We start from the raw sequence: 12610 nt of genomic DNA, 5'->3' as shown, positions 1-12610 counted from the left end.
GCAAGCCTGAGCCATTGGCCGTGCCCGATTACGGGTCACGGTGCCTTGCGGCGGTGCAGACTGGCGCTCAATCTCAGCCTTCATCACCCTCATCGTCATCCCCGCCATCGACCTTCATGCCGAGCTCCTTGATCTTGCGGGTCAAGGTGTTGCGGCCCCAGCCCAGCAGCACCGCAGCGTCACGACGACGCCCGGCGGTGTGCTTGAGTGCGGTCTCGATCATGATCCGCTCGAACGCCGGCACCGCGCTGTCGAGCAGGCTCGACTGACCGCGAGCCAGGGCCTGATCGGCCCACTGGCGCAGCGCCTGTTCCCAGTTGGTCACCGGCGCCGAGTCTTGCGGCAGGCTCAACAGTTCCGGCGGCAGGTCGCTGATATGCACCTCGCGCCCGGACGCCATCACCGTGATCCAGCGGCAGGTGTTTTCCAGCTGACGCACGTTGCCCGGCCATGGCAGGTTTTTCAGGTATTCCTCGGTCTCGCTTTTCAGCAGCTTCGGCTCGACTGCCAGTTCTTGCGCGGCGCGGCTGAGGAAGTGCTTGGCCAGGGTCGGGATGTCTTCGCGGCGATCCGACAGGCGCGGGATGTGGATGCGGATCACGTTGAGGCGGTGGAACAAGTCCTCACGGAATTTCCCGGCGTGAACCAGGGTTTCCAGATTCTGGTGAGTCGCGGCGATGATCCGCACATCAACCTTGACCGGCACGTGCCCGCCAACGCGATAGAACTCACCATCGGCCAGCACCCGCAGCAGTCGGGTCTGGGTGTCTGCCGGCATGTCGCCGATTTCATCGAGGAACAGCGTGCCGCCGTCGGCTTGTTCGAAGCGGCCGCGACGCAGGTTGGCCGCGCCGGTGAACGCGCCTTTCTCGTGGCCGAACAGCTCGGATTCCATCAGGTCTTTCGGAATCGCCGCCATGTTCAGCGCGATGAACGGCGAGGCCGCGCGCGGGCTGTGGCGGTGCAGGGCGTGAGCCACCAGTTCTTTACCGGTGCCGGATTCGCCGTTGATCAGCACGGTGATGTTGGAATGGCTCAGGCGCCCGATGGCGCGGAACACTTCCTGCATCGCCGGCGCTTCGCCGATGATTTCCGGGGTGCGGGTCAGGGTCGGAGCGACTTCCAGGCCCTGTTGTTCCTGGGCGTGCTGGTTGGCGCGCTTGACCAGCGACACCGCTTCGTCAACGTCGAACGGCTTGGGCAGGTACTCGAACGCGCCGCCCTGATAGGAGGCGACAGCGCTGTCCAGATCGGAGTGAGCGGTCATGATGATCACCGGCAGCCGCGGGTGCTGCTCGCGGATCCGCGCCAGCAGGTCCAGGCCGCTGGCGCCGGGCATGCGGATATCGGAGATGATCACGTCCGGCTGCTGGCGCGCGAGGCGGCTCATCACGCCATCGGCACTGTCGAAGCTCTGGGTGGTCATGCCTTCCTGTTGCAGGGCTTTTTCCAGAACCCAACGGATAGAACGGTCGTCATCGACGATCCACACGGTTTCACTACGGCTCATGTCGATGTGGCTCCTTGTTCCAGTGGCAGAAAGATCGAAAACGTGGTGTGGCCTGGATGGCTGTCACATTCGATCAGGCCCTGGTGCTGGCTGATGATGTTCTGAGTGATGGCCAGGCCCAGCCCGGTACCGTCCGGACGGCCGCTGACCATGGGAAAGAAGATGGTTTCCTGGAGTTCCGCCGGAATGCCCGGGCCGTTGTCGATGATCTCGATCTTGGTCACCAGACGATGGCGGACGTGGCCGATGGTGAACTGGCGCATGGCGCGGGTACGCAGGCTGATGCGGCCCAGGCGCAGCTCGTTCTGGCTGCTGATGGCCTGCATCGCATTGCGCACGATGTTCAGCACCGCCTGAATCATTTGTTCGCGGTCGATCAGGACGTCGGGAATGCTCGGGTCGTAATCGCGCACCAGCGTGATGCAACCCTGGCTTTCGGCCTCGACCAGTTGGCAGACGCGCTCCAGCACTTCGTGGACATTGCACAGGGCCAGCGACGGCAGTTTGTTCGAACCGAGCATGCGGTCGACCAGATTACGCAGGCGGTCGGCCTCTTCGATGATCACGTTGGTGTAGTCGCGCAGGCTGTCTTCCGGCAGCTCCCGGGCCAGCAATTGCGCGGCACCGCGGATACCGCCCAGCGGATTCTTGATCTCGTGGGCCAGGCCGCGCACCAGCATCTTGCTGGTTTCCTGCTTCGACAACTGCGCCTCTTCCTTGGTGATCCGCAACAGACGGTCACGGGGATGCACTTCCAGCAGGAGCAGGGTCGCGCCGTTGCTGAGGATCGGCGTCACCGCGTAATCCACGGTCAGGGTCTGTCCGGTGAGAGCGGTGAGCATCGCTTCGCGCTTGGTGAACGGGTGCGCCTGCTCCACCGCCTGGCGCAACGAGTTGAGCGCCTCGGTGGACTCGGTGAACAGCTCGCTGATGAACTGGCCATGGCTGCGCTGGCCGCTGATGGCCAGCAGCATCTCCGCCGCCGGGTTCATGTACTCGAGGCGCAATTCGCTGTCGAGCAGGATGGTAGCGGTGGTCAGGTTGTCGAGTAGCAAGCGATGCAGTGCGTCACTGATGGTCATGAGGACCTCTTTTGGAGCATGGCGCGCGCAGGGATACAGCGCTGATGCGAGGAAAATGCAAAAACCAAACCAAGGCTCCGAAAAGAAGCGTTCAACCCCTGAAACGGGCGTTTGACGCTCGTTTGCGTGGCAGTCAAACCGCTCTGGCGGGTACTTTCGAACCAAAATGGGTTGGAATGTGAGTACGGTGCAGTGTATTGCACCAATATAGTGCGCAAAGCTGAACGGCGTCAGAAGAAACGCAGGAAAGGGTTTTTCGGTTCGGCGGGTTTGTCTTTCAGCGGGCATTCCGGACGCACGCCATAGTCGGCGCTGACGCACGGTTTGACCTGACGCTTCTGGGCCAGAGAGATGCGTTGCATGTGGAACGGCTGGTTGGCGGTTTTCTCCACGGTTCGGCCCTGAGCGTCGAGGATCTCGACCGACAGATTGTGGCTGCCGCGATCGATATTGCTCAGCGGGAACACCGGACTCAGACCTGGTTCGCCGACGGCTTTGCCATCCAGCAGCAAGCGATACAGATGACCTCTTTGCAGGCCCGGCTCGCTGGTGACGCTGACGATCAGTTCGCCGGCGCTGCTGCGAATGGTCGCGTCCGGCTCGGGGATCAGCACGCGCAGCATGTCGTAGTGGAACAGCGGTGGTTCCGCAGATTTCTTCGACGGCGTGATCGTGGCGGCGCTGCTCGGATTCGAGGCCATGCGATTGCTGGTGGCCAGCGGCACGCGCTTGGCGTTGCCACGCGGTTGATCGGTGTAGACGCGATTGCCCTGTGCGTCGATGTAAGTGAACACCTCGGCCGATGCGCCGAGCGCGATCAACGACAGGAACAAGGCAATCGATCCCTGCGTCATGGCTTGTGCACCCGCTGCACGGTGAACACCACCGCCGGACTCTGCTGAATGATCGCCTCGCCATTGATGACCTGCACCGCCAGCCGATGCTCGCCCCGGTCGACGTTCACCAGTTGCAGGATCGGCACGTTGCTCGGCTGGCCATAAGGCGCGTCGTCCAAAAGCAGGCGCAATTGATGCGTCGGTTGCAGACGCGGCTTGATCAGCACACTGACCGTGAAGGTGCCGTTGTTGGCGCGCAGGGCTTCCTCGGTGGGCAGGCCGGTCAGCTCCAGCACTTCGTAGGCATTGCGCGCAGGCTCACGACTGACCGTATCGGTAGACGGCGCATTCGGTGCCTGAGGCTGGACGCTGTTGAGCGGCGGCAACTCCACCGCCTGCGCCTGCACGCCGTCCGGCGCGTGATCGCTGTACACCGTGTTGCCGCCGGCGTCGGTGTACTTGTAGATCTGCGCGGCGACGGGCAGGGCGATCAGCAGCAAAATATAGAGAAGGGTGCGACCCATGAAATCGACCGAAAACGAAAACGATGGGATGCAGCATAGGACAGTGGAGCGGGGAAGGCTCGGATGGAAAACATCCGTCCAATAAAAAAGGCCTCCCGAAGGAGGCCTCTCTTTTGCCACGCCGCGTAGCGCGGCGCTACCGGATCAGCAGCTGTAGTACAGCTCATATTCCAGTGGGTGTACGAAGGTGCGGACCTTGATTTCTTCTTCGGATTTCAGCGCGATGTAGGCATCGATGAAGTCGTCGGAGAACACGCCACCCTTGGTCAGGAACGCACGGCCCTTGTCCAGCTCTTCCAGAGCTTCTTTCAGGCTGCCGCAAACTTGCGGGATCTCTTTCGCCTCTTCAGGCGGCAGGTCGTACAGGTTCTTGTCGGCAGCATCGCCTGGGTGGATCTTGTTCTGGATACCGTCCAGACCGGCCATCAGCAGTGCTGCGAAAGCCAGGTACGGGTTGGCAGCCGGATCCGGGAAACGTGCTTCGATACGACGGCCACGCGGGCTGTTGACGTAAGGAATACGGATCGAGGCGGAACGGTTGCGAGCCGAGTAGGCCAGCATCACCGGAGCTTCGAAGCCTGGCACCAGACGCTTGTAGGAGTTGGTGGCCGGGTTGGTGAAGCCGTTCAGGGCCTTACCGTGCTTGATGATGCCGCCGATGAAGTACAGGGCGGTTTCGGACAGGCCGGCATAGCCTTCGCCAGCGAAGGTGTTCTTGCCGTCTTTGGCGATGGACATGTGCACGTGCATACCCGAACCGTTGTCACCGTACAGTGGCTTCGGCATGAAGGTCGCAGTGCGGCCGTAGGCATCGGCCACGTTGTGTACAACGTATTTCAGAGTCTGAACTTCGTCAGCTTTCTTCACCAGGGTGTTGAACTTGACACCGATTTCGTTTTGACCGGCGGTTGCCACTTCGTGGTGGTGAACTTCAACGGTCTGACCCATCTCTTCCAGTGCGTTGCACATGGCGGTACGGATTTCGTGGTCGTGGTCGAACGGCGGAACCGGGAAGTAGCCGCCTTTCACGCCTGGACGGTGGCCCTTGTTGCCGCCTTCCACGTCCTGGTCGGACATCCACGAGCCTTGCTCGGAGTAGATCTTGAACATCGAGCCGGAGATGTCGGACTTGAACTTCACTTCGTCGAAGATGAAGAACTCAGGCTCGGGACCGGCGAATACGGTGTCACCGATACCGGTGGTCTTCAGGTATTCCTCGGCGCGACGGGCAATGGCACGTGGGTCGCGGTCGTAGCCCTGCATGGTCGAAGGCTCGATGATGTCGCAGACCAGGATCAGGGTCGGTTCTTCGGTGAACGGGTCCAGAACGGCGGTTTCGTCGTCCGGCATCAGGATCATGTCGGAGGCTTCGATGCCTTTCCAGCCAGCGATGGAGGAACCGTCGAACATCTTGCCCGCTTCGAAGAAGTCGTCTTCCAGCGCATCGCGAGCCGGCATGGTCACGTGGTGCTGAGTGCCTTTGGTGTCCGTGAAGCGCAGATCAATCCACTTGACGTCATGATCTTTGATGAGTTGAACCGACTTCGACATAGTGTCCTCCGGGTGGCTTAGGGCGGGTAGTGGATGCCCTTAAATGTTGGTGATGCCGGCGCGAATACTCTGCCAAGGCAACCTGCCTCACAAGGGAGCAAATTGCATGCCAGTGCCCCAGCATGGGTTTTTTGCCCCAAATTCACGCTTCTGAAGGTCGAAAGCGCCTTAATGGCGAAAATCTCGCCCTTTAATGTAGCGTTCAAATCTAAAAATGACCCGTTTTGGTGCGTGTAAAACCTTCTGCACATTAACTGGTTAAACCTTGAGCAATTTCCGCTATAATCCGCGCCCCCCTTTTTCGGCTGGCCCTGCGCGCGCTGTTTTCATGAAACTAATCGTTAAAGTCTTTCCCGAGATCACCATCAAAAGCCGACCTGTCCGGACGAAATTCATCCGCCAGCTGGCCAAGAACATCCGCACCGTGCTCCGCGACCTGGACCCGGCGGTGGTGGTGAACGGTGTGTGGGACAATCTCGAGCTGGAAACCCGCGTCACCGATCCCAAGGCCCTGAAGGAAATGGGCGAACGCCTGACCTGCATGCCGGGCATCGCGCACTTTCTGCAGATCGACGAGTACCCGCTGGGCGACTTCGACGACATCACCGAGAAGTGCAAGCAGCACTACGGCGACGCGCTGGCCGGGAAGATCTTTTCGGTGCGCTGCAAGCGTGCAGGCAAGCATGCGTTCAGCTCGATGGACGTCGAAAAATACGTCGGCAGCAAGCTGCGCCGTGAATGCGGTGCCGCGGGGATCGACCTGAAAGCGCCGGAAATCGAAGTCCGTATCGAAGTTCGCGACAAACGGTTGTTTGTGATCCACAGCCAGCACAATGGCATCGGCGGCTACCCGCTCGGTGCGCTGGAACAGACGCTGGTATTGATGTCCGGCGGCTTTGACTCGACGGTTGCCGCGTACCAGATCCTGCGCCGCGGCCTGATGACGCACTTCTGCTTCTTCAATCTGGGCGGTCGTGCCCACGAATTGGGCGTAATGGAAGTCGCGCATTTCATCTGGAAGAAGTACGGCAGCTCGCAACGCGTGCTATTTGTCAGTGTTCCGTTCGAAGAAGTGTTGGGCGAAATTCTCGGCAAGGTCGACGACAGTCATATGGGCGTCGTATTGAAGCGTATGATGTTGCGCGCAGCGTCGAGCATTGCCGAGCGCCTGCATATTGATGCGCTGGTCACCGGCGAAGCGATTTCCCAGGTGTCGAGCCAGACGTTGCCGAACCTGTCGGTCATCGATTGCGTTACCGACAAACTGGTGCTGCGACCGCTGATCGTCGCCCACAAGCAAGACATCATCGACACGGCCGACCAGATCGGTACCGGTGATTTCGCCCGGCACATGCCGGAATACTGCGGCGTCATCTCGGTCAACCCGAAGACCGCCGCCAAGCGTGGCCGGGTCGAGCACGAAGAGCAGGAATTCGACATGGCGGTGCTCGAGCGTGCGCTCGCAAACGCCAGACTGGTGCCGATCGATCGGGTGATCGACGAATTGGGCCAGGATTTGCAGATCGAAGAAGTCAGCGAAGCGCTGGCCGGTCAGATCGTCATCGACATCCGCCACCCGGATGCCGCCGAGGATGACCCGCTGGAACTCGCCGGCATAGAGGTACAGACGATGCCGTTCTACGCAGTGAACGCTCGTTTCAAGGAACTGGACCCTACTCGCCAGTACCTGCTGTATTGCGACAAAGGCGTGATGAGTCGCCTGCATGCCCACCATTTGCTCAGTGAGGGGCATGCCAATGTGCGCGTTTATCGACCGAGCTAAGTGCCCGGGGCTGTTTGCCTGTGGCCTGCGTCACCGGCCCCCCGACACCGCCGTCAAGCTGTAACGGCCATGCCGGACACTACTGCTAATCGCTGCCAGGACTTGTCAGCAAACCGAATCCTCTGATCGAGATACACAAGTGATCGAAAATCTACGTAACATCGCCATCATTGCCCACGTTGACCACGGTAAGACCACCCTGGTAGACAAACTCCTGCGTCAATCCGGCACCCTGGAGCGCAACGAGCTCAACGACGAGCGCGTGATGGACTCCAACGACCAGGAAAAAGAACGCGGCATTACCATTCTGGCGAAAAACACCGCCATCAACTGGAACGGCTACCACATCAACATCGTGGACACCCCGGGCCACGCCGACTTCGGCGGCGAAGTAGAGCGCGTCATGTCGATGGTCGACTCCGTGCTGCTGCTGGTTGACGCTCAAGACGGCCCTATGCCGCAAACCCGTTTCGTGACCAAGAAGGCGTTCGAAGCCGGTCTGAAGCCGATCGTCGTGATCAACAAGGTCGACCGTCCGGGCGCGCGTCCTGACTGGGTTCTGGACCAGATCTTCGACCTGTTCGACAACCTGGGTGCCACCGACGAACAGCTGGACTTCAAAGTCGTCTACGCCTCGGCCCTGAACGGCATCGCCGGTCTGGACCACACCGACATGGCCGAAGACATGACCCCGCTGTACCAGTCGATCATCGACAACGTTCCAGCGCCGGCCGTTGACCGTGACGGTCCGTTCCAGATGCAGATCTCCGCACTGGACTACAACAGCTTCCTGGGTGTGATCGGCGTTGGCCGTATTGCCCGTGGCCGCATCAAGCCGAACACCCCGGTCGTCGCCATCGACACCGAAGGCAAGCGCCGCAACGGTCGTATCCTGAAGCTGATGGGTCACCACGGTCTGCACCGCGTTGACGTCGAAGAAGCCCAGGCCGGCGACATCGTCTGCATCAGCGGTTTCGACGAGCTGTTCATCTCCGACACCCTGTGCGACATCAACACTGTCGAAGCGATGAAGCCGCTGACCGTCGACGAGCCGACCGTTTCCATGACCTTCCAGGTCAACGACTCGCCGTTCTGCGGTAAAGAAGGCAAGTTCGTGACTTCCCGCAACATCAAGGAACGTCTGGACAAAGAGCTGCTGTACAACGTTGCCCTGAAAGTTGAAGAAGGCGATTCCGCCGACAAGTTCAAGGTATCGGGTCGTGGTGAGCTGCACCTGTCGGTACTGATCGAAACCATGCGTCGCGAAGGCTTCGAGATGGCTGTGGGCCGTCCTGAAGTGATCATCCGCGAAGTGGGCGGCGTGAAGCAGGAACCGTTCGAAAACGTGACCATCGACATCCCTGAAGAGTCCCAGGGCAAGGTCATGGAAGAAATGGGTCTGCGTAAGGGCGACCTGACCAACATGTCCCCGGATGGCAAGGGCCGTGTGCGCCTGGAGTACAACATCCCGGCTCGCGGTCTGATCGGTTTCCGTAACCAGTTCCTGACCCTGACCAACGGCGCAGGCATCCTGACCTCGATCTTCGATCGTTACGACACCATGAAGTCCGGTCACATGTCCGGCCGTCAGAACGGTGTTCTGGTATCGGTTGAAACCGGCAAGGCACTGACCTACTCCCTGGAAACCCTGCAGGCTCGTGGCAAGCTGTTCGTGGAACACGGTCAGGAGATCTACAACGGTCAGATCGTGGGTCTGAACAGCCGTGACAACGACCTGGGCGTCAACCCTACCAAGGGCAAGAAGCTCGACAACATGCGTGCTTCGGGTAAAGACGAAACCATCGCTCTGGTTCCACCTGTCCGCTTCACTCTGGAGCAGGCTCTGGAATTCATCCAGGATGACGAGCTGTGCGAAGTGACGCCGAAGTCCATCCGTCTTCGCAAGAAGATCCTGGACGAAGGCGAGCGCACCCGCGCTGCCAAGAAAGCCAAGGCATAAGCTTTAGCCAGGCTTGAAAAAAACGCCCCCGGTCGAGAGACCGGGGGCGTTTTTGTTTGTCCGGGATTTGAATATCGCGTTCGGCGTCTGGGACGCGGAGCGTCCCGGGCTGCATTCCCACGCGGAGCGTGGGAACGATCAAGCAGGATCAGAAGCGTTCGATCGACCGCGAATTCTGCACCCGCTCCACTTCCTTTGGCTTGTAAGCGCAATATCCCGGGCGCGGGCCGATTTTCGGGTGGTTGCGGCAGGTGTCCGGGCGCTTGTCATAAATGGTGCACAGGCGGCTCTTGCGATCCAGGTAGTAGCAATCGTTGTTGCTCATGCGCTGGAGGGTGAAGATCCCCGACTTCTGGTTGAAACGCTCGACCAGACCTTCCTTTTGCAGACGCTTGGCGATGTTCTTCGGCGGGTCGCCCAGTTCGAACTCGTCGACCACACCGATACGCACCAGATCCTTGATCTTGACCTCGACCGGCAGCGTGCAGCAACTGGAGACGCACGAGCCGCACATCGGGGCCGAATATTTGGCCCAGGTATCGAGACGGTCGATCTCGGCTGCGGCGATCAGGTTGGGCTTCATCATCGGTGTTTACCAGGCGTGTGCATCAGGGCGCGCGATCATACCGGGACTGGTGGATTTTTGAACAACCTTTCGCCAGATTTTTTCTTCATGCGCAAGTATCGTCCAACAATTCGGCACGGCCCCTGCATTCATTAAGGCATTGCCCAAGGTATTGCCGGACGAAGTCTCACTCTCACGAAAAACTGCCGAACCAGAGCCCCTACCGTCGGTCAGACCGTCTAGGCTCTGACAATTCCCCGCTCGCTCGAGGTCCTATCGATGACTCAAGAACCACTAGTTCGCGAAGCAGAGGTGGCCGCATTCCGCGACGCCGTCCTGACCAAACTCACCTACGCGGTGGGCAAAGACCCGGATCACGCCTTCGACCATGACTGGTTCGAAGCCATCGCCCTGGCGGCGCGCGATCACATGGTCGAGCACTGGATGGACCACACCCGGCAGATCTACCGCAAAGGTCAGAAGCGGGTGTATTACCTCTCGCTGGAATTCCTTATCGGCCGCTTGCTGTACGACAGCCTGAGCAACCTAGGTCTGCTGGACGTCGCCCGTGAAGCGCTGACCGAACTGGGCGTCGATCTGGAGCGCATTCGCATCCTGGAGCCGGATGCGGCGCTGGGCAACGGAGGTCTCGGACGGCTGGCTGCGTGCTTCATGGAAAGCATGTCGACCCTCGGCATCGCCGGCCACGGCTACGGCATTCGTTACGAACACGGGCTGTTCCGCCAGGCCATCGTCGACGGCTGGCAGCAGGAACAGACCGAACACTGGCTGGATTTCGGCAACCCCTGGGAGTTCGAGCGGCCAGAGGTGGTCTATCCGATCGGCTTTGGCGGCAGCGTCGAGACCGTGACCGACAGCGAAGGCAAATCGAAACAGGTCTGGCATCCGGCGGAAACCGTGCGGGCCATCGCCTACGACACCCCCGTGGTCGGCTGGCGCGGGGCGAGCGTCAATACCTTGCGCCTGTGGCGGGCCCGGGCCATGGAAGACCTGCACCTGGAGCGCTTCAACGCCGGTGACCACCTGGGCGCCGTCGCCGAAGTGGCCCGGGCCGAAAGTATTTCCCGCGTACTTTACCCGGCGGACAGCACCGAAGCCGGGCAGGAACTGCGCCTGCGTCAGGAATACTTCTTCGTCGCAGCCTCGCTTCAGGATCTGCTGCGCCGTCACCGCAACATGCACACCTCGGTGCTGACGCTGGGCGATCACGCGGCAATCCAGCTCAACGACACGCACCCTTCGATCGCTGTCGCCGAACTGATGCGCCAACTGGTCGATGTCTACGACGTGGCCTGGGATGCGGCATGGCAAGTCACTGTCGATACGCTGTCGTACACCAACCACACGCTGCTGCCCGAAGCGCTGGAAACCTGGCCGGTGGGGCTGATGGAACGCATGCTGCCGCGGCACATGCAGATCATTTACCTGATCAACGCCCAGCACATCGATTCGCTGCGGGCCAAGGGCATCCACGATTTCGACGTGCTGCGCGCGGTGTCGCTGATCGAGGAAGACAACGGGCGCCGGGTGCGCATGGGCAACCTGGCGTTCCTCGGCTCCCACAGCGTCAACGGGGTGTCCGGGCTGCACACGCAACTGATGCGCAAAACCGTGTTCGCCGAACTGCACAAGCTGTATCCGGAGCGGATCAACAACAAGACCAACGGCATTACCTTCCGCCGCTGGCTGTACCAGGCCAACCCTGAACTGACATCGATGCTGGTCGATTCCCTCGGCCCGGACGTCCTGGATAACCCGGAACAGCGATTGCTCGATCTTGAGCCGTTCGCCGAACAACCCGCCTTTCGCAAAGCCTTCGCCGAGCAACGGTTGCACAGCAAAAAAGCCTTGGCGTACCTGATTCATGAAAGGCTGGGGATCGCGGTCAATCCGGCAGCGATGTTCGACGTGCAGGTCAAACGGATTCACGAATACAAACGTCAGTTGCTCAACCTCATGCATACGGTCGCGTTGTATCAGGCGATTCGCGCCGAGCCGGAAATCGACTGGGTGCCGCGCGTGAAAATCTTCGCCGGCAAAGCGGCGGCGAGTTATCACCAGGCCAAGCTGATCATCAAACTGACCAACGACATCGCCCGGGTGGTGAACAACGACCCGACCGTGCGCGGGCTGCTGAAAGTGGTGTTCCTGCCCAACTACAACGTCAGTCTGGCGGAAAGCATCATTCCTGCGGCGGACCTGTCGGAGCAGATATCCACTGCCGGTTTCGAGGCCTCGGGCACCAGCAACATGAAGTTCGGCCTCAACGGTGCGTTGACCATCGGCACGCTCGACGGTGCCAACGTGGAAATGTGCGAAAACATCGGCGCCGAGCACATGTTCATCTTCGGCCTCAGTGCCCAGCAGGTCGAAGCGCGCAAGCAGAACCACGAGTTCAGCGCCTTGCCGGATATCGCTGCGTCCCATCGCCTCAACGACGTGCTGCAGGCGATCCGCAGCGGGGTGTTCTCGCCGGACGACACGTCGCGCTACACCGGACTGATCGATTCGCTGGTGGATTACGACCGGTTCTTCGTCTGCGCCGATTTCGATTCGTACTGGGAAGCGCAGATGCGCGTCGATGCGCTCTGGCACGACGCCAATAACTGGTGGCGTTCGGCGGTGCTGAACACCTCGCGCATGGGCTGGTTCTCGTCCGACCGGACGATCCGCGAGTACGCCACGGATATCTGGAAGGCACTGGAGTAACTTTTAGCGACAAATGTGCGCCCGGCCCCACGATTGTTGGGCCGGGCCGATATACTGAGCCTTGGTTTC

General features: G+C 60.4%; 9 protein-coding genes. 3 read left to right on the top strand and 6 right to left on the bottom strand.

Annotated features, from left to right (window positions below; translation table 11 throughout):
- Positions 1 to 73: 73 nt before the first annotated feature.
- The 5 genes from ntrC to glnA all read right to left on the bottom strand — a co-directional run bounded on the left by ntrC (position 74) and on the right by glnA (position 5503).
- On the bottom strand, positions 74 to 1510 hold the full coding sequence (gene ntrC / locus CAF73_RS11115) for a nitrogen regulation protein NR(I) (RefSeq protein ID WP_007952518.1): 1437 nt from the start codon (positions 1508 to 1510) through the stop codon (positions 74 to 76).
- Positions 1507 to 2592: a nitrogen regulation protein NR(II) gene (gene glnL, locus CAF73_RS11110; protein ID WP_007952516.1), complete on the bottom strand. Its 1086-nt coding sequence runs from the start codon at positions 2590 to 2592 to the stop codon at positions 1507 to 1509. The genes ntrC and glnL overlap by 4 nt, the downstream gene beginning before the upstream one ends.
- A 230-nt stretch (positions 2593 to 2822) precedes the next feature.
- Entirely contained in the window at positions 2823 to 3446 is a 624-nt protein-coding gene (locus CAF73_RS11105; protein WP_085702703.1) for a DUF4124 domain-containing protein, read from the bottom strand.
- Positions 3443 to 3952 (bottom strand): DUF4124 domain-containing protein, encoded by a 510-nt coding sequence (locus CAF73_RS11100; protein ID WP_085702702.1) that lies wholly within the window; start codon positions 3950 to 3952, stop codon positions 3443 to 3445. The genes CAF73_RS11105 and CAF73_RS11100 overlap by 4 nt, the downstream gene beginning before the upstream one ends.
- Positions 3953 to 4096: 144 nt before the next feature.
- Positions 4097 to 5503 (bottom strand): glutamate--ammonia ligase, encoded by a 1407-nt coding sequence (glnA, locus tag CAF73_RS11095; protein WP_085698068.1) that lies wholly within the window; start codon positions 5501 to 5503, stop codon positions 4097 to 4099.
- A 328-nt stretch (positions 5504 to 5831) separates the two neighbouring features.
- On the opposite strand from glnA, the gene thiI reads away from it, so the two are divergent.
- Together thiI and typA are read left to right on the top strand one after the other, a co-directional pair.
- A complete protein-coding gene (gene thiI / locus CAF73_RS11085) occupies positions 5832 to 7286 on the top strand; it encodes a tRNA uracil 4-sulfurtransferase ThiI (RefSeq protein ID WP_085684040.1) in 1455 nt (484 codons plus the stop codon).
- A gap of 139 nt (positions 7287 to 7425) precedes the next feature.
- Positions 7426 to 9246 (top strand): translational GTPase TypA, encoded by a 1821-nt coding sequence (typA, locus tag CAF73_RS11080; protein ID WP_085702700.1) that lies wholly within the window; start codon positions 7426 to 7428, stop codon positions 9244 to 9246.
- A 148-nt stretch (positions 9247 to 9394) separates the two neighbouring features.
- On the opposite strand, the gene CAF73_RS11075 is transcribed toward typA, so the two are convergent.
- Complete coding sequence (locus tag CAF73_RS11075; RefSeq protein ID WP_007952500.1) at positions 9395 to 9832, bottom strand: YkgJ family cysteine cluster protein; 438 nt, start codon at positions 9830 to 9832, stop codon at positions 9395 to 9397.
- Between the two features lie 258 nt (positions 9833 to 10090).
- On the opposite strand from CAF73_RS11075, the gene CAF73_RS11070 reads away from it, so the two are divergent.
- Entirely contained in the window at positions 10091 to 12541 is a 2451-nt protein-coding gene (locus CAF73_RS11070) for a glycogen/starch/alpha-glucan phosphorylase (RefSeq protein WP_085698071.1), read from the top strand.
- Positions 12542 to 12610 lie beyond the last annotated feature (69 nt).

Source organism: Pseudomonas sp. B15(2017) (assembly GCF_002113215.1).
Taxonomy (GTDB): Bacteria; Pseudomonadota; Gammaproteobacteria; order Pseudomonadales; family Pseudomonadaceae; genus Aquipseudomonas.
Note: the sequence above shows the minus strand (reverse complement) of the source record. Positions and strands in the feature narration are given on the sequence as shown.

What these genes read in the sequence shown, in the direction of transcription:
- ntrC (WP_007952518.1), bottom strand. Translation starts at nt 1,510, where the DNA reads ATGAGCCGTAGTGAAACCGTGTGGATCGTCGATGACGACCGTTCTATC.
- glnL (WP_007952516.1), bottom strand. Translation starts at nt 2,592, where the DNA reads ATGACCATCAGTGACGCACTGCATCGCTTGCTACTCGACAACCTGACC.
- CAF73_RS11105 (WP_085702703.1), bottom strand. Translation starts at nt 3,446, where the DNA reads ATGACGCAGGGATCGATTGCCTTGTTCCTGTCGTTGATCGCGCTCGGC.
- CAF73_RS11100 (WP_085702702.1), bottom strand. Translation starts at nt 3,952, where the DNA reads ATGGGTCGCACCCTTCTCTATATTTTGCTGCTGATCGCCCTGCCCGTC.
- glnA (WP_085698068.1), bottom strand. Translation starts at nt 5,503, where the DNA reads ATGTCGAAGTCGGTTCAACTCATCAAAGATCATGACGTCAAGTGGATT.
- thiI (WP_085684040.1), top strand. Translation starts at nt 5,832, where the DNA reads ATGAAACTAATCGTTAAAGTCTTTCCCGAGATCACCATCAAAAGCCGA.
- CAF73_RS11075 (WP_007952500.1), bottom strand. Translation starts at nt 9,832, where the DNA reads ATGATGAAGCCCAACCTGATCGCCGCAGCCGAGATCGACCGTCTCGAT.
- CAF73_RS11070 (WP_085698071.1), top strand. Translation starts at nt 10,091, where the DNA reads ATGACTCAAGAACCACTAGTTCGCGAAGCAGAGGTGGCCGCATTCCGC.